We start from the raw sequence: 15,454 nt of genomic DNA on the forward strand, positions 1-15,454 counted from the left end.
GCCCCGCGCTGACTCAGCCCTCGCGCCGCGCCGCTCTCGCCGCGCGCACGTCGCGGGCGGCGAAGAGGAGGCCGACGAGCGCCATGCCGATCAGCACGGAGAAGGCGACGATCGCCTCCGGCGAGCCAAGGTCGTCGAGGCTGCCGCCGAGCGCGACGTAGGCGAAGGCGCGCGGGGCGCAGCCGACCGCGGTCGCGGCGGCGAAGACGGCGAGCGGGACGCGCGTGAGGCCGGCCGCGTAGTTGACGAGGTTGTACGGCACCGCCGGCAGGATCCGCGCGTACAGCACCGCGAGGAAGCCGCGCGCGGCGATCCAGTCCTGCAGCGCGGTGACGCGTCTGCCCGACAGCTCGTCGAGCGCGCTGGCGCCGAAGCGACGGGAGATCAGCGCCGCCGCGGTCGCGCCGAGCGTTGCGGAGGCGATCGCCGTCGGCGTCCCGAGCGCGGTGCCGAACAGCAGCCCCGCCGCGCCGGCCAGCAGCGGCCCCGGCACGCAGGCGACCGTCAGCGCCGCCGAGAAGGCGATGAAGACGAGCGGCGCCAGAGGACCGACGTCGTCGACCGCATCCCGCACCCCCTCCGACGACAGCCCGAAGACCGACGCCGCGACGACGAACAAGACAACCACGAACGCCCCGAGCCCCAAGAGCCGCAGCAGCGCCCTGAGCTGAGCACGCCGCTGTCGTTGCGGCGCCTCAGCGCGCTGCCGCACCGGCGCCATAGAACTCCGCTTCCTCCCGCCCCAGCTCGGTCTCCGGGCCGTCGCCGTACATCCACTCGCGCGCTATCCGATGCCAGTTGCCGGAGGCGCGCAGCTGCGAGAGGACGGCGAGCGTCAGCATCTCCATGCGGCGACCGAAGAGGTGCTCGGGGCGGATGTCCTGATGGCGCATCTCGCGGAAGTGCGACGAGCGCATGTCGGACGACTCGATCACGATGTGGGTCGCGATCTCGGGTGTCAGCGTGACCTCCTCGTCGACCGTGTACCACCAGATCGAGTCGGAGACGTACGACATCACCGCGTCGGGGTCGACCTTCTCCGGGTGCGGCAGGAAGCCGGCGGCGCCGAGCAGCTCGTGCAGCTTGACGGCGTCGCCCTCGGTCACGGCGCGCTGGCAGGCCAGCTCTGTCTCGACCTCCTCCGGCGCCATCCGCTTGAAGAGGCCGAAGTCGAGGAAGGCGACTCTGCCGTCGTCCTGCAGCAGGAAGTTGCCGGGATGCGGATCGCCGGAGAACTGGTGGTGGCGGTAGAGGCAGCCCATGAAGAAGCGGAAGACGATCTCGCCGAGGCGGTCGAGCTCGGCCTGCGGCCGCTCCTTCAGCGCCTCGAAGCCGGTCCCCTCGACGAACTCCATCACGATCACCCGCTCCCGCGAGAGCCTCGTGACGACGTCGGGCACGACGATGAACGGATGGCCGCGGAAGATCCGCGCCAGCGAGCGCTGGTTCTGCGCCTCCAGCTCGTAGTCGAGCTCCTCGTCGATCCGCAGGCGGATCTCCTCGGCGACGCCCTTCGCGTCGATTCCCGGCGCGAGCCGCTTGATCAGCCGCATGATCAGGCCGAGGTTGGCCATGTCGGCGCGGACCGCGGCGGCGACGCCCGGGTACTGCACCTTGACCGCCACCTCGCGACCGTCGTGCAGCCGCGCGCGGTAGACCTGCCCGATCGAGGCGGCCGCGATCGGCTCCTCCTGGAAGCTCGCGAAGACCTCTTCCAGCGGGTCGTCGAGCTCCTCCTCGATCACCTTGCGCATGTCCTTGAACGCGACCTTCGGGGCGGCGTCGCGCAGCTTCGCGAGCTTCGCCTGGAACTCCTCGCGGTACTCCTCCGGGACGAGGCCGACGTCGAGGAACGACATCACCTGCCCCAGCTTCATCGCCGCGCCCTTCATCGAGCCGAGCGCGGTGACGATCTGCTCGGCCGCCTCGACGTGGCGCTTCTCCAGCGCGACCTGGGCGCCCTCTCTCGAACGCGCCACGTTGGCGGCGTGCGTCGCCGCCTGACGCACCGCCTGACCGGCCGCGAGTCTGCCGATCCGCGCGGTACGCCCCACGCGGGACGTCGGCATTCTGTCGGACGGCATGCGTTAGAGCTTAGGAGGCCGTCTCGACCTTGGAGCCGGGCACGATGTCATCGCTGCCGTCCGGCCAGCGCACCCACGCCTTGTAGCCGCCGTCGTAGTCGTCGCCGAGCAGGATCAGCGTCGCCGGCTCGCCCAGGGCGGTGCACGGCTGCGAGCCCTCCGGGTCGACCCCGTTCCAGACGCGCACGAATCTGTTGCTCTCCAGCTCTGCGCCGACCGACGTCGGCTCGGTGTGGCCGGGATGGACGGGCGTGTCGGCCGGCAGTCTCAGCAGCGTGTCCATGATCGAGGACTTGATGTCGGCGTAGGTCGTGTGGTCGGGCCCGCGCACGCCGCCGACCGATCCCTTGAAGAGCGTGTCGCCGGTGAAGAGCGCCTGCTGATGGCCGTCGCTGACGAGCAGCGAGACCATCCCGGAGGTGTGGCCGGGCGTGTGCAGCGGGTCGATCCGCAGCCCGCCGACCGAGAGCGGCTCGCCGGGCACCAGCTCGCCGGTCGCCTGCGGCACGAGCGCGCGCTCGTTGGCGTGGATCAGCACCGGCGTGCCGGGGAAGCGCTCCAGCACGGCGTCGAGGTCGGAGACGTGGTCCCAGTGGTGGTGCGTCAGCAGGATCGAGACGAGCGTCAGCCGCTCGCGCTCGATCGCGTCGAGCAGCGGCGCCAGTCTGCCGCCGGCGTCGATCAGCACCGCTGATCCGCCGGGGCCGTCCGCAACCAGGTACGTGTTGGTGAGGAAGTCGTCGGACATGGTGCGTTCGAGGATCATGCCTCCAGCTTAAACGCCGACGGCGGCCCGACTCGTGAAAGAGCCGGACCGCCGCCGGGAACTGCCTGCGACTCGTGGGCGGCGCGCCGCGGCGCGCCCACGCCTCCTCAGCGCAGTCTGATCGTGAGCTTGGCCTTCTTCGTGGCCGTCGCCCCGGTCGGGTTTCTGAGCGCGTAGGTCGCCGTCGCGGCGATCTTGGCGCGTCTGCCCAACGCTCTTCTGGCCGCTCTGGTCAGCGTCACGACGAGCGTCTTGCGACCTCTCGCTCCGACGCTCACCTTCGCGCTGCCGAGCACGATCGTGCGTCTGCCGACCTTCGCCCGCAGCGTCACGGTGCCGGTCAGCCTCGCGGCCGATCTGTTGGCGAGCACGAAGCGGACCTTGCCGCCTCTGACGGTCGCCGTCTTCGGCAGCGTCGTCGCGATCGCGACTCTCGTCGGGGTCGGCGTCGGTCTCGACTCCTGCGGGGGCGTCTGGACCGGCGGCAGCGTCACCGACGGGCCGGGGACCTCGATCACGATCGGTCTCGGCGTGGTGCCGGCGACGTATCTGAGCGCCGGCGCGGTCGTCGCCTGCGGGCGCGGACCGGTCGCCCGCTCCAGCGCGTAGCCCATCCCGAGGATCTGCGGGTCGCTCCACTCGCGGCCCATCAGCTGCATCGAGATCGGGTCGCCGTGCGGATTGGTGCCGACCGGCAGGATCACCGTCGGCAGGCCGGCGTTCTGCGTCAGGACGCCCGAGCCGCGGTCGGAGCTGAGCCCGGAGTCGGCGGCGGAGCTGTCGTTGTCGTAGACGTCGCTGAGGAAGCCCGGGTAGACGACGGCGTCGACGCCGAACTGGTCCATCCACTGCGCGACGGTGACGCGGTAGTCGGCGCGGAACTTGAGCAGTCTCGCGGCGTTCTCGTCGTCGTAGCCTCTCGCCGTGCCGCCGGTGCGGTTGTACGGCAGGTTTCTCGGCGACTGGAGGATGCCCGCAGCCGACGCGTAGGGGAACTCGGGATGGGCAGCGATGTAGCGCTCCCAGCCCTCGACGTTGGCGTTGCCGCCGCTGGCGCCATTGGCCGGTCTCGTCGGTGCGCCCGACATCTCGACCATCGTGCCGCCCGCGGCCTCGATCGCGGCGAATCTCGCTCTGACCGCGTCGGCGGTGCCGTCGTCGGAGGCGAAGCCCGAGACGAACGAGGCGGGCAGGTAACCGATCTTCTTGCCTCTCAGCGCGTTCGCGTCGAGGTACGCGGCCCAGTCGGCCGGCTTGTGCGCGTCGGTCGCGAGCGTCTGCTCATCAGCCGGGTCGGTGCCCGCGACGACGTTGAGGATCCCGGCGAGATCGGAGACCGTGCGGCCGATCGCGCCGGCGTAGTCGGTCGCCCAGGTCAGCGGCATCACGCCGCTGGCCGACTGCATGCCGTCGGTGCCGCGGAAGGTCGCCAGGCCGGCGCCGGTCGACGGCGCGTAGAGCGAGACGCCCGTCTGCGTGCCCATTGCGAACGCGGCCATGCTGGCCGCGACCGAGACGGCCGAGCCGCCCGAGGAGCCGAGCGAGGACTTCGACGGCTTGAAGGCGTTCCAGACCTGGCCGTAGCTGGAGTCGCTCTGGCTACCGGAGTTGGCGAACTGCGAGAGGTTGGCCTTGCCGAGGATCACGGCGCCGGCGTCGCGCAGCTTCGCAACCTGGAAGGCGTCGCTTCTCGGGACGTAGCCGTCGAGCGCGTACGTGCCGTCGGTCGTCGGCATGTCCTTCGTGTCGTAGAGATCCTTGACCGCGACCGGGATGCCGAGCACCGGGCTTCTCTTGCCTGCCGCGCGGGCGCGATCGGCGGCGCGAGCCTGGTCGATCGCCGTCTCGGAGACGTGGATGAAGGCATGGAAGCCGAACTGGCCGGTGTCATACGCGGCGATGCGGTCGAGGTAGGCGCGGGTGATCTCCTCGGAGGTCGTCACGCCGGCTGTCATGTCGGCCTGCAGCTGCGTCAGCGACTTGCCGACGACGTCGTACGGCGAGCTCGTGACGGGCTCCTGCGCCTGCTGCGGCGGGTCCACCTCGAGCGGTCTGACCGCGGCGCAGTCAGCGACGTTGAAGCCCGGGACCGTGCTCAGGTCCCAGTTGGCGAGCGAGCAGATCTGGGCGGTCGAGAGGCCGGCGAAGTCCGGCGCGGCCGCAAGACCGGCGACGGCGCCGTTGACGGCGGTGACCTGCTGGCCGGCGGTGCCCGACGTCTCGACTCTGCCGACAACGACGAAGCGGGCGATCGATCTCGTCTCGCCGGGCTGGAGCGTCAGCGTCGCGTTGTAGCCATAGAAGTTGGCCTGCTGGCCGGTCGTCGGCAGCGGCGTGAGGAACGGGTCGCGCTGGTATTGGCCGGTCCCGCTGAAGCCGGCGAAGACCGCCGGCGTGCCGAGCGCGACGCCGACGGGACCGCTGAAGCTGTAGCCCGGCGACGGCGAGTGAACCGTCACCCACGAGTCGTCGGAGCCGATCGCTCTGTCGCTGCTGGACGTCGCGGCGACGGCGCTCTGTCTGTTGTTGCGGTTGATGCCGAGCGCGCCGCCGAAGGAGACGGAGACTCTCACCGGCGTCGCGCTGGTGTTCGAGAACGTGTCGAAGTAGCGCGTGTAGACGTCGCCGCGCTCGACGAGGATGTCGCGTGCGATCGAGACCTGTCCCAGCTGGACGGCCTTCGTCGTCGTGAACCGCTCCAGACCGTCGAAGCGCAGCCCGAACCCGCGCATCACCTCGCCGTTGAGGCGCGGCGTCGGCTGCGTGTCGACGGCGACGCGGATTCCGCCGAAGCCGTAGACGGCGGCGTCGCTGTTCTGGTTGGCGACGGCTGCGCCATAGGCTCTGCCGATCGCCCCGGTGTCGAGTCCTGGCGCGGCAGCGTCGTTGATCGCAAGCAGCGCGCCGTTGGCGGTTCTCACGTAGTTGACCGCCGATGCCGGCGCGGCGACGGCGAGGCCTGCGGTCAGGGCCGCGATCGCGGCGAGCCCGGCGCGGCGCCCGCGCGGCGGGGAGTGCTCCGGGGAGCGTCTGGGACGAGACGGCAAGGGTTCTCCTTGTCAGGTCAGCACGACGGGACCGCGGCGCCTGGGACGCCGCGGTCATCAGATCGTCTGAGCCTAAGGAGCGGCCGTCGCGTTGACCATGGACCGCCGGTCGGAACCTCGGGATCGCGATTCCGACCGGTGGTCGAACGACGGTCCGGCGCGTTGCGGCGCGCCGGGCCGCCGGCCGTCTCAGCGCAGCCTGATCGTCAGCTTCGCCGTCTTCGTCGTCTTGGCGCCGGTGGGGTTGCTCAGCGCGTAGGTCGCCGTCGCGGCGATTCTCGCGCGTCTGCCGAGCGCTCTCTTCGCCGCTCTGGTCAGCGTCACGACGAGCGTCTTGCGACCTCTCGCCCCGACGCTCACCTTCGCGCTGCCGAGCACGATCGTGCGTCTGCCGACCTTCGCCCGCAGCGTCACCGTGCCGGTCACGCTCGCCGCCGATCTGTTGGCGAGCACGAACCGCACCTTGCCGCCTCTGACGGTCGCCGTTCTCGCGAACGTCGCGCTGATCGCCACTCTTCTGGCGACCGGTCTGGCGGGCGCCGGGGCCGGCGGCGTGGTCACCGGCGGCGCCGGCTTCTCGATCACGATCGGTCTCGGCGTGTACGACGGGTCGTACGGCAGCGCCGGCGCCTTGTCGGTCTCGCGGTGACCCTGCTGGATGCGGTCGTACGCGTACGCGTAGCCGATCAGCTTCGCGTCGTCGAAGGCACGGCCCTGCAGCTGCAGGTTGAACGGCTCGCCGTGGTTGTTGCTCCCGCCCGGGAATATCACCGTCGGGACGCCGGAGGCCGACGACTGCGGATCGATGCGAGCGAAGCTCGGCGTGACCGTGTCGTTGAGGCCGATGTCGCTCAGCAGGCCCGGGTAGACGACGGCGTCGACGCCGTTGTCGTCCATCCATCTGGCGAGGATCGCCTTGTAGCTGGCGCGGTACTGCTTCCAGAACGCGACCTGCGAGCTGGTCATGCGGCCGCTGCCGCTGTACGCGCCTCTGTAGCGGCTGTAGACGAGCCGTCTCTGCGACGTGATGATCTGCGCGGCGTCGTCGTAGGCCGACTCCGGGTGCTGCTCGAGCCAGCGCGCCCAGCCCTCGAAGCCGCGGTCGCCGAGGAGGGCGTTGCTGCTCGGCGGGCCGCTCGGCGGCGCCGGGATCTCGACGACGTTGGCGCCGGCCGCTCTGAAGGACGCGAACGACGCCAGCATCGCGTCACGCGTCGCCGGCATGCCGAAGCCGGCCGGGAAGGCGGCGGCGTAGTAGCCGATCGTCTTGCCTCTGAGCGCGTTCGGATCCAGCGCCGTCGACCAGTCGGCCGGGCGGCGGGCGTCGGCGTTGGCCTCGACCGTCCACTCGTCCTCCGGGTCGGTGCCGGTCGTGACGTTCAGCATCGCGGTGAGGTCGGGCAGCGAGCGCGCCATCGTGCCGCCGAAGTCCTGGCCCCACGTCAGCGGCATCACGCGGCTGCCGGAGGCGATGCCGTCGGTGCCGCGCAGCGAGTACAGCGAGGCGCCCGAGGAGGGGCCCCACAGCGAGTCGCCGGTCTGCGAGCCGAGCGCGACCGCCGCGAGCGACGCCGCGACCGCCGTCGCCGAGCCGCCGGAGGAGCCGATCGACGACTTCGACGGGCCGAAGGCGTTCCACACCTGGCCGTAGCCGCTCTCGCTGAAGAAGCCGGAGTTGGCGTACTCGGACAGGTTGGCCTTGCCGAGGATGACGGCGCCGGCGTCGCGCAGCTTCGCGACCTGGAAGGCGTCCTTGTTGGGTTGGAAGCCGTCGAAGACGAGCGAGCCGCCGGTCGTCGGCATGTCCTTGGTGCTGTAGAGGTCCTTCACCGCGACCGGGATGCCGAGCACGGGGCTGCTCTTGCCGGCGGCGCGTGCGGCGTCGGCGGCCCGCGCCTGCGCCATCGCGTCTCTGGCGACGGTGATGTACGAGTGGAAGCCGAACGGGCCGACGTCGTACGCGGCGATGCGGTCGAGGTAGGCGCGCGTGATCTGCTCCGACGTCGTCGCGCCGGAGACCATGTCGGCCTGCAGCTGCGTCAGCGTCTTGCCGGTCACGTCGTACGGCGAGGCGGTCATCGCCTCCGGTTCGTCGCCGGCCTCTCTCGTCGGGATCTGCGTCGGCACGGCGGCCGCGCAGTCGGCCGGGTCGAAGCCCGGGATCGTCAGGCCGGCGAGCGGCCAGTTCGCGATCGTGCACAGCTCGCCGACGGAGAGGTCGTCGAGCACCGGGTCGGCGACGAGGTCGGTGACGGCCGTTCGGACGGTCGCCAGCTCGGTCGCCGGCGTCTCGGTGCGGGTGCCGATCACGACGAAGTTGACGAGCGATCTCGTCTCGCCCGGTCTCAGCGTCAGCGTGTTCGCGTAGCCCTGGTAGTTGGCCTCGTGGCCGCTGGTCGCGATCGCGTTGTCGAAGGCGCCGGTGAAGAAGTTCGAGCTGCGCGAGATCGAGCCGAAGGCGACGCCGGAGGGGCCGCTGAATCTGGGCGCTGTGTCAGCGTTCTCCACCGGTGCCTGCACGAGCGACCATCTGTCGGCCGCCGTCAGCGCCCCGTCGTTTCTGCTGGTCTCGACGATGCCCGTCTGCCAGCCGGCCGAGTTGCTGCCGTTGCTGCCGACCGTCCGGGTGTAGCCGGTCTGCCCGCCGAAGACGACCTCGACCGTCTGCGTCTGGTTGGTCGTGTTCGTGAAGGTGTCGACCCAGCGGGTCCAGTTGGCCGAGCGCTCGACGTGGATGGCGCGGGAGATCTCGATCCCGCCGAGATCGATCGCGCTCGTCGATCTGAAGTCCTCGTAGTTGTCGAAGCGCAACCCGAAGCCGCGCATCAGCTCGCCGTTGAAGCGCGGCTGCGGGCTCTGCGCGACGCGCACGCGGATGCCGCCGAAGCCGATCAGCGCGTCCGAGCCGACGACGTTGCGGATCGAGCCGGTGTCGAGCGCCGGCGCGGCGCCGTCGTGGACGCCCCAGGTGGCGCCGTTGGCGGCCGGGACGTAGTTGAAGGCGGACGCCGGCGCCGCCGCGAACAGGCCGCCGGCGAGCGCTGCCAGCGCGGCCCCGGCCGCTGGGAGGGATCTTCGAGAGCGGTGCAACGAGACTCCTTCGTGGGGAAGCCGCCGACCCTAGGAGCGCACCGCCGCGAAGACCATGGACCGGCGGTCGGAAGATCGCGACGGCGGTTGGGACCGTCGGTCGGTGCGGCGCTCGGATCGCTCGCTAGGCTGGGCTGCATGGCGTTCATCCACACCTGTTACCGAGTCCTCGAGCTCGATCGCTCCATCGCCTTCTACGAGGCGCTCGGCTTCGAGGAGGTCCGGCGCGTGCCGATCCGCGAGGAGGCGGTCAACGTCTTCATGAACATGCCGGGCGACGGCGACGTCGCGCGGCTGGAGCTGACGTACAACATCGGGCGCGAAGAGCCGTACGAGATCGGCACCGGCTACGGCCACATCGCGATCTCCGCGGCCGACCTCGACGCGACGCTGGAGCAGCTCGCGAGACAGGGCATCACGCCCGAGAAGCCGCCGTACCGGGTGCGCGAGGGCGGCTCGCGGCTCTGCTTCGTGCGCGACCCCGACGGCTACCGGATCGAGCTGATCGAACGGGCCTGACAGCGGCTCACTGGCCCTGTCGCCGGACCCGCGCTAGGCTCCCTCACACGATGGCCGACACGAGCAAAGTCGCGAAGAACCTCGAGCGCTTCGCCCAGGCGATCGCCGCACACGACCGCGAGAACCCCACCCACACCGCCTTCGGGATCGGGATGGCGCACTTCGACATCGAGCGACTCGGTTTCGAGGAGGGCGAGGAGATCCTCCCCGGCATCACGATCCAGACCGACAGCGGCACGTCGGGCAACTTCCGCGTCCTCTGCGACGGCCAGCACGACAACGAGCTGGAGGAGCAGGAGGAGGACGTCGTCGACGCGGTCGCGACGACCACGGTCGGCGGCGGCGCGACCAGCGACCTCGAGCGCCGCAGCGTCTAGCGAAGCCGCGGCGCCGCGCCCGCCGTCGGACACGGCGGGCGCATCACGCGTGAGCGCGGCCGGTGCCGCGCCCGCGCGCCCGCCGACGCCTCAGTCGTCGAGCGGGAACAGCAGCACGACGGCGGTCGACGTGCGCCCGCCGTTGCCATTGCCGTTCGCTCTCGCGATCCGGCGGGCGCTGGACAGCTCGACCGCCTCCAGCCTCGCCGCCCACCGCTCCAGCAGCGCGCGCGCCTGTCTGCAACCGCGCTCGTCGAGCCGCAGCGCGCGCGAGTCGGCACGCGCCTCGACGGCGTCGAAGCCGCCGCGCGCGAGCGCGCCGTGGGCGTCGTCGAGCAGCCGCGCGGCGACCTCTCCGGGCGCGGCGCCGTCCTCACTGGCGGCGCGGCGGCGGCGCCTGCGGCGGGGCTGGTCGAGCGCGGCGCGGGCGCGGTAGTGGTGCTCGATCGCGCCGCGCCGCTGGGTGCGGGTCGCCAGCTCGATGAAGCCGAGCTGCTCCAGCCGTCTGACGTGGTAGCTGACGGTCCCGAGCGGGATGTCGAGCTCACTCGACAGCTCGACCGGGCTGGCCAGCTCACGCGCCTGCAGCAGTTCGAGGATGCGCACCCGCGTGGGGTGCGAGAGCGCCTTGACGACGCGCGCGTCGACGACGTCGGGCGACTCGGGCAGGGGCTGGTTCATCGGCGACCTCCGCGACGGTTCGCTGCAACCTGGGATGACAGCAGCGGCTGTCGCGCGGTCGCGGGAGCGTACGCGCGACAGCCGCTGCTGCGGGCGGCCTTGGCGAGCTTGCGGCCCGCCAAGGCCGCCCTGCAGTGCTCGTGCACCGTTGTCGCCTTCGCTAGCAAGCGTCGGCCGCTGCGGGAGGAGCGGCCGGGCCAGCGTGCCGGTGCGCTTGGAAGGGGGCGCGCACAGGACACCGCGACGATCGCTGGGGGATGTGCGATCGCCGGTTCGGGGGCGGACAGGACGGCGGCAGCGAGGCTGTCATCGCCGCAAATGCTTCGTCGCGCGGGCGAGCCAATCAAGGCCAAGCGCTGAAAGTTCACTACTGAATGCTGCTGTTCAGACGACGGCGATTCAGCCAGCTGAACCAGACAAAGGTTCTTTACCAGTCGAGCATACCGACCGGCGCTCGGCAGCTACTGCACAGGAATGGTGAAGAACAGCAGATGGTGTTCAACGCGCCCGCGCCGGACCACTTGGACCGAGCAGAACCCCAGGATTCAGGATTCCGGCCGGGTCGACAGCCGACTTGGCACCTCGGAGCGCCTCGGCGAATGGCTCCGGCCGCTGCCGGTCGTACCACGGGCGGTGGTCGCGGCCGACGGCGTGGTGGTGGGTGATCGTGCCGCCGGCCGCCAGGATCGCCTCGCCGGCGACCTGCTTGATCGCGTCCCAGCGCTCGACCTCCTCCCCGCGCGCGACCGGTGCCACGACGGTGAAGTAGGGCGCCGCGCCGTCGGGGTAGACGTGCGTGACGCGACAGGTCACCAGCCCCTCCCCGCACTGCTCGCGCACCGCCGTGCCAACAGCCTCGCGCACGGCGCTGACGAAGCCGTCGAAGCGATCCCACGTGATCGCCGTCTCGAACGTCTCCGACAGCACCCCGATCGCGACCAGCACGTCGCGCACGTACGGCGCGCGCAGGAACGCCTCCCGCCAGCTGCCGACCGCGCCGCCGCGCGCCCCTTCGGCCCGCTCCTCCCACGTCCCGCCGGCCTCGCGGCAGAGCGCAAGCGCGCTCGCCAGCCGTCCGTCGACCGGCTCGTGGGCAGACTCGAAGCCGAGCACCAGCAGCGCCGCCGAGCCGTCGCCGGCGAACGTCAGCGCCGCCTCACGCGCGTCGATCAGGCGGCAGTTCTCCGGGTGCAGACCCGACTGCGCGAGCGCGCGCAGCGCCGCGCCGCCCTGCTCGAAGGTCGCGAAGCGCACCGCGCGCCCGGCGCGGTGGACGGGCTTGGGCCGCACCCGCAGCCACGCCTCGGTGACGATCCCCAGCGTCCCCTCGGAGCCAAGCAGCAGCCGGTCGGGGCTCGGCCCGGCACCGGAGCCCGGCAGCCGCCGCGACTCCCACAGGCCGACCGGCGTGATCGCGCGGACCGACTCGACGAGGTCGTCGACGTGCGTCTGCAACGTCGCGAAATGGCCACCGGCGCGCGTCACGATCCAGCCGCCGAGCGTCGAGAACTGGAACGACTGCGGGTAGTGGCGCAGCGTCAGCCCGTGCGGCGCCAGCCCCGCCTCCAGCGCCGGCCCGAGAATCCCGCCCTCGATCCGCGCCGCGCGCGAGACGGGGTCGACCTCCAGCACGCGGTCGAGCGCCGTCAGGTCGAGCGAGACCGCGCCGGCGTACGCGCCGGCGACGCGCGCCTCGACGCCGCCGACGACGCTCGTGCCGCCGCCGAACGGGATCACGGCCGCGCCGGCGCCGGCCGCCCACTCCAGCACCTGCTCGACCTCGCGCTCGTCGCGCGGGCGCGCGACGAGGTCGGGCGGATGGTCGAAGCGACCGCGGAAACCGCGCACGACATCGCGGTAGGCGCGACCGTAGGTGTGGCGCACGCGCGTCGGCAGGTCGTCGGCGAACAGTCCCTCACGCGCGCTCGCGGGCGCGCGCAGGCGCGAATCCGGCAGCACGACGCGCTCCAGCGGCACCGCCGGCTCAGGTTCCGGCGCGCCGAAGCCAAGGTGCTGCGCGAGGCCGGCGGCGGCCGCGCGCAGCTGGTCGGGCGCGAGCGCCTCGTCCTCCCACCCCCAGCCCCAGTGGTTGCGCAGCCGCGCCACGACGCGAGTCTATGCGGCCGGCGCCGCCCCGCGCACGGGTAACCGCGCGGGCCCGCCGCGCGGCGCGAGCATCTAATGTCCATGACGTGGCAGCGACCCACGACATGCTCGCCCGCGGTCCCTGGACGCCCGACCGCGTCACCTGCGCCTGGCGCGACGACGCCTTCGTGCCCGCCGCCGCCGACACCGCCGCGGCCGACGCGGCGCTGGCCGCGCTGCGCGAGCGCGGCTCCCCGAGCCACGACGGGCTCGCCGCGCGGCTCTCCTCCTTCGAGCAGCGCGACGGCGGGCTGCATCTCGAACTGCAGCCGGCGCGCTGGTCGCTGCGGCTGACCGGCAGCACCGACGTGCGCAGCGTCTCGGTCCTCTGCGTCGTGCGCGACGCCGACGGTCGCTGGCTGGCCGGGCGGCGGGCGGCGTGGCTGGCGTCGTGGACCGGTCGCTGGACGCTCGGCGCCGGCGGCGCGGTCGAGATCGGCGAGTGTCCGGTCGAGGCGATGACGCGCGAGCTGGAGGAGGAGTGGTCGGTCGTGCCCGAGCGGCTGACGGTCGAGGCGCTGGCGGCGACGCCGAACGGGCTCGCCTTCCTCGTCGGGCTGGCCTGGCTGCCGCCCGGCGCCGAGGCGGTCCCCGACGACGAGCACGACGCCCACGCCTGGTGGCCGGCGGCGATCGAGCAGTGGCCCGCCGAGGCCGACGAGACGGTTCGCCGCATGGCGACGCTGCTGGCATGAAGGCCGCCCCGGCCGATCCGCTCGCGCGCGTGCGGGCGCGGGAAGAGGCACCGAGCCTGCACCGCTTCCCCTCCTTCCGCTTCCTCGAGATCCTGTCGTTCGTCCACTCCGGCGTCTACGCGGGACTGCTCGTGTTCGCGTTCGGCCCCGAGAACGAGACCGCGACGCTGCTGCTCGGCTGGGCGCACGGCCTGATCTGGATAGCGATGTCGCTGCTCTGCATCGTCGCCGCGCGCCGTCGCACGATCCCTTTCTGGCTCGCCGTCGTCGTCGCCGTGATCGGCGGGCTCGGCCCCTTCGCGGGCACCGCCGGCTTCCTCTGGGAGCAGCATCGGCGACGCCGAGACAACCCTGTTCAAACTTCCTAAGAGGGAACCGATCACGTGGACATGCTCGACGCCGACGAATCGCTATTGTCAGACAACGAGATGTCCGTGGACACGACAGTCCAGGTGGTCATGCCCCAGATGGGCGATTCGGTGGCGGAAGGTACCGTCCTCGAATGGCACAAGGCTGAGGGCGACTCGATCGAAGCTGACGAAACGCTCGTCGAGATCTCGACCGACAAGGTCGACGCCGAGGTTCCGGCCCCTACCTCAGGCACCGTCGTGAGAATCTTCGCCGCCGAGGGTGACACCGTCACCGTCGGCGCAGTGCTCGCCGAGATCGCCCCCGGCGACGGCGCGGCCGCGCCGAGCAACGGGAACGGCGGCGCGCCAGCCGCTGACGCCGCCCCGTCCGGCGAGGCCCAGGAGATCGAGATCGTCATGCCCCAGATGGGCGAGTCGGTCAACGAGGGCGTCGTGCTCGAATGGCACGTCGAGGCCGGCGGCACGATCGCCGCCGACGAGACGATCGTCGAGATCTCAACCGACAAGGTCGACGCCGAGGTGCCCGCGCCCGCGTCCGGCACCGTCACCGAACTGCTCGTCGCCGCCGGCGACACCGTCACCGTCGGCCAGGTGCTGGCGCGCATGAACGCGACCGGCGCCGGTCCCGCCGCGCCGACCGCGACCGGCGGCGACAGCACGCCCGCCGCCGCCCCCTCCCCGGGCGCCGCTCCGGGCCAGCTCGACGAGTCCGGCAACGCCTCTCCGATCGCGCGCCGCGCGGCCGCCGCGCTCGGCGTCCCGCTCGACGCCGTCGCCGGCTCCGGCCGCGCCGGCCGGATCGTCAAGGACGACGTGCTCGCCGCCGCCGAGAACGGTGGCCGCTCGAAGAACGGCACGGCCGCCGCGGCGAAGCCCGCCGGCGCGACGCTCATCAAGGGCGGCGCGGCGATGCTCGCCAGATACATGGACGAGTCGCGCTCGATCCCGACGGCGACCTCCTTCCGCACGCTCACGACGACGACGCTCGACGCCCGCCGCAAGCAGCTGAAGGCCGGCGGCGTGAAGGTCTCGTTCACGCACCTGATCGCCTACGCGATCGCCAGAGCGGGCCACGACCTGCCGGTGATGGCGCACCATTTCGCCGAGATCGACGGCAAGCCGCATCGCGTCGACGACGGCGGCGTCAACCTCGGCCTCGCCGTCGACGTCGAGAAGAAGGACGGCAGCCGCACGCTGATGGTCCCGGTCATCAGACAGGCCGACCAGCTCAGCTTCAGAGGCTTCCTCGACGCCTACAACGCGCTCGTCGAGAAGGCGCGCACGAACACGCTGACCGCCGACGACCTGACCGGCGGCAACGTCACGCTGACGAACCCGGGCGGGATCGGCACCGTCGCCTCCGTGCCGCGGCTGATGACCGGCCAGGGCACGATCGTCGCGACCGGCTCGATCGCCTACCCGGTCGGTCTCGGCGCGATCGGCGAGCTGATCGGCGCCGAGAAGGTCATGTCGATGACCTCGACCTACGACCACCGCATCATCCAGGGCGCTGAGTCCGGCCGCTTCCTGCAGCGGATCGAGCAGCTGCTCCAGGGCGAGAGCGACTTCTACGAGCAGGTCTTCCAGGACCTCGGCGTCGCGCTGCCGGCGCTGCCGCCGCCGCCCGCGCCCGCCGCGCAGGCCGCCGCGACGCTCGCGGCCGCTCCGGCGGCCGCCCC

At 71.9% G+C, this 15,454-nt stretch carries 12 protein-coding genes; 5 read left to right on the forward strand and 7 right to left on the reverse strand.

Features of this window, described 5'->3' with window-relative positions; genetic code table 11:
* Positions 1 to 13 precede the first annotated feature (13 nt).
* The 5 genes from R7226_RS09445 to R7226_RS09465 all read right to left on the reverse strand — a co-directional run bounded on the left by R7226_RS09445 (position 14) and on the right by R7226_RS09465 (position 8,987).
* A complete protein-coding gene (locus R7226_RS09445; RefSeq protein ID WP_318596828.1) occupies positions 14 to 628 on the reverse strand; it encodes a TVP38/TMEM64 family protein in 615 nt (204 codons plus the stop codon).
* A gap of 67 nt (positions 629 to 695) precedes the next feature.
* Positions 696 to 2,084, reverse strand: coding sequence for an ABC1 kinase family protein (locus tag R7226_RS09450; RefSeq protein ID WP_318596830.1), 1,389 nt, complete (start codon positions 2,082 to 2,084; stop codon positions 696 to 698).
* Between the two features lie 10 nt (positions 2,085 to 2,094).
* Positions 2,095 to 2,850: an MBL fold metallo-hydrolase gene (locus R7226_RS09455; protein ID WP_318596831.1), complete on the reverse strand. Its 756-nt coding sequence runs from the start codon at positions 2,848 to 2,850 to the stop codon at positions 2,095 to 2,097.
* 107 nt (positions 2,851 to 2,957) lie between these two features.
* Positions 2,958 to 5,897, reverse strand: a complete 2,940-nt coding sequence (locus tag R7226_RS09460) for an amidase (RefSeq protein WP_318596832.1) — start codon at positions 5,895 to 5,897, stop codon at positions 2,958 to 2,960.
* A gap of 189 nt (positions 5,898 to 6,086) precedes the next feature.
* Positions 6,087 to 8,987, reverse strand: a complete 2,901-nt coding sequence (locus tag R7226_RS09465; protein WP_318596833.1) for an amidase family protein — start codon at positions 8,985 to 8,987, stop codon at positions 6,087 to 6,089.
* Positions 8,988 to 9,125: 138 nt separating this feature from the next.
* Between R7226_RS09465 and R7226_RS09470 the strand changes: the two genes are divergently transcribed.
* Together R7226_RS09470 and R7226_RS09475 are read left to right on the forward strand one after the other, a co-directional pair.
* Entirely contained in the window at positions 9,126 to 9,506 is a 381-nt protein-coding gene (locus tag R7226_RS09470) for a VOC family protein (RefSeq protein ID WP_318596834.1), read from the forward strand.
* Positions 9,507 to 9,556: 50 nt separating this feature from the next.
* Positions 9,557 to 9,883 (forward strand): hypothetical protein, encoded by a 327-nt coding sequence (locus R7226_RS09475; protein WP_318596835.1) that lies wholly within the window; start codon positions 9,557 to 9,559, stop codon positions 9,881 to 9,883.
* A 90-nt stretch (positions 9,884 to 9,973) separates the two neighbouring features.
* Here R7226_RS09475 and R7226_RS09480 read toward each other — a convergent pair whose 3' ends face one another.
* Both R7226_RS09480 and R7226_RS09485 read right to left on the reverse strand, forming a co-directional pair.
* Positions 9,974 to 10,564 (reverse strand): ArsR/SmtB family transcription factor, encoded by a 591-nt coding sequence (locus tag R7226_RS09480; RefSeq protein WP_318596837.1) that lies wholly within the window; start codon positions 10,562 to 10,564, stop codon positions 9,974 to 9,976.
* Between the two features lie 498 nt (positions 10,565 to 11,062).
* Positions 11,063 to 12,670 (reverse strand): FAD-binding oxidoreductase, encoded by a 1,608-nt coding sequence (locus tag R7226_RS09485; RefSeq protein ID WP_318596838.1) that lies wholly within the window; start codon positions 12,668 to 12,670, stop codon positions 11,063 to 11,065.
* Positions 12,671 to 12,756: 86 nt separating this feature from the next.
* Here R7226_RS09485 and R7226_RS09490 point away from each other — a divergent pair, with 86 nt between their 5' ends.
* The 3 genes from R7226_RS09490 to R7226_RS09500 all read left to right on the forward strand — a co-directional run.
* Positions 12,757 to 13,404: an NUDIX hydrolase gene (locus R7226_RS09490; RefSeq protein ID WP_318596840.1), complete on the forward strand. Its 648-nt coding sequence runs from the start codon at positions 12,757 to 12,759 to the stop codon at positions 13,402 to 13,404.
* Positions 13,401 to 13,772: a hypothetical protein gene (locus R7226_RS09495; protein WP_318596841.1), complete on the forward strand. Its 372-nt coding sequence runs from the start codon at positions 13,401 to 13,403 to the stop codon at positions 13,770 to 13,772. Before R7226_RS09490 ends, R7226_RS09495 begins: the two co-directional genes overlap by 4 nt.
* Positions 13,773 to 13,883: 111 nt before the next feature.
* Positions 13,884 to 15,454, forward strand: a 1,571-nt coding sequence (locus R7226_RS09500) for a 2-oxo acid dehydrogenase subunit E2 (RefSeq protein ID WP_318596843.1), incomplete at its 3' end; no start/stop codon positions are given.

Origin of the sequence: Conexibacter stalactiti (genome assembly GCF_033542075.1) — a bacterium.
Lineage (GTDB): Bacteria > Actinomycetota > Thermoleophilia > Solirubrobacterales > Solirubrobacteraceae > Conexibacter > Conexibacter stalactiti.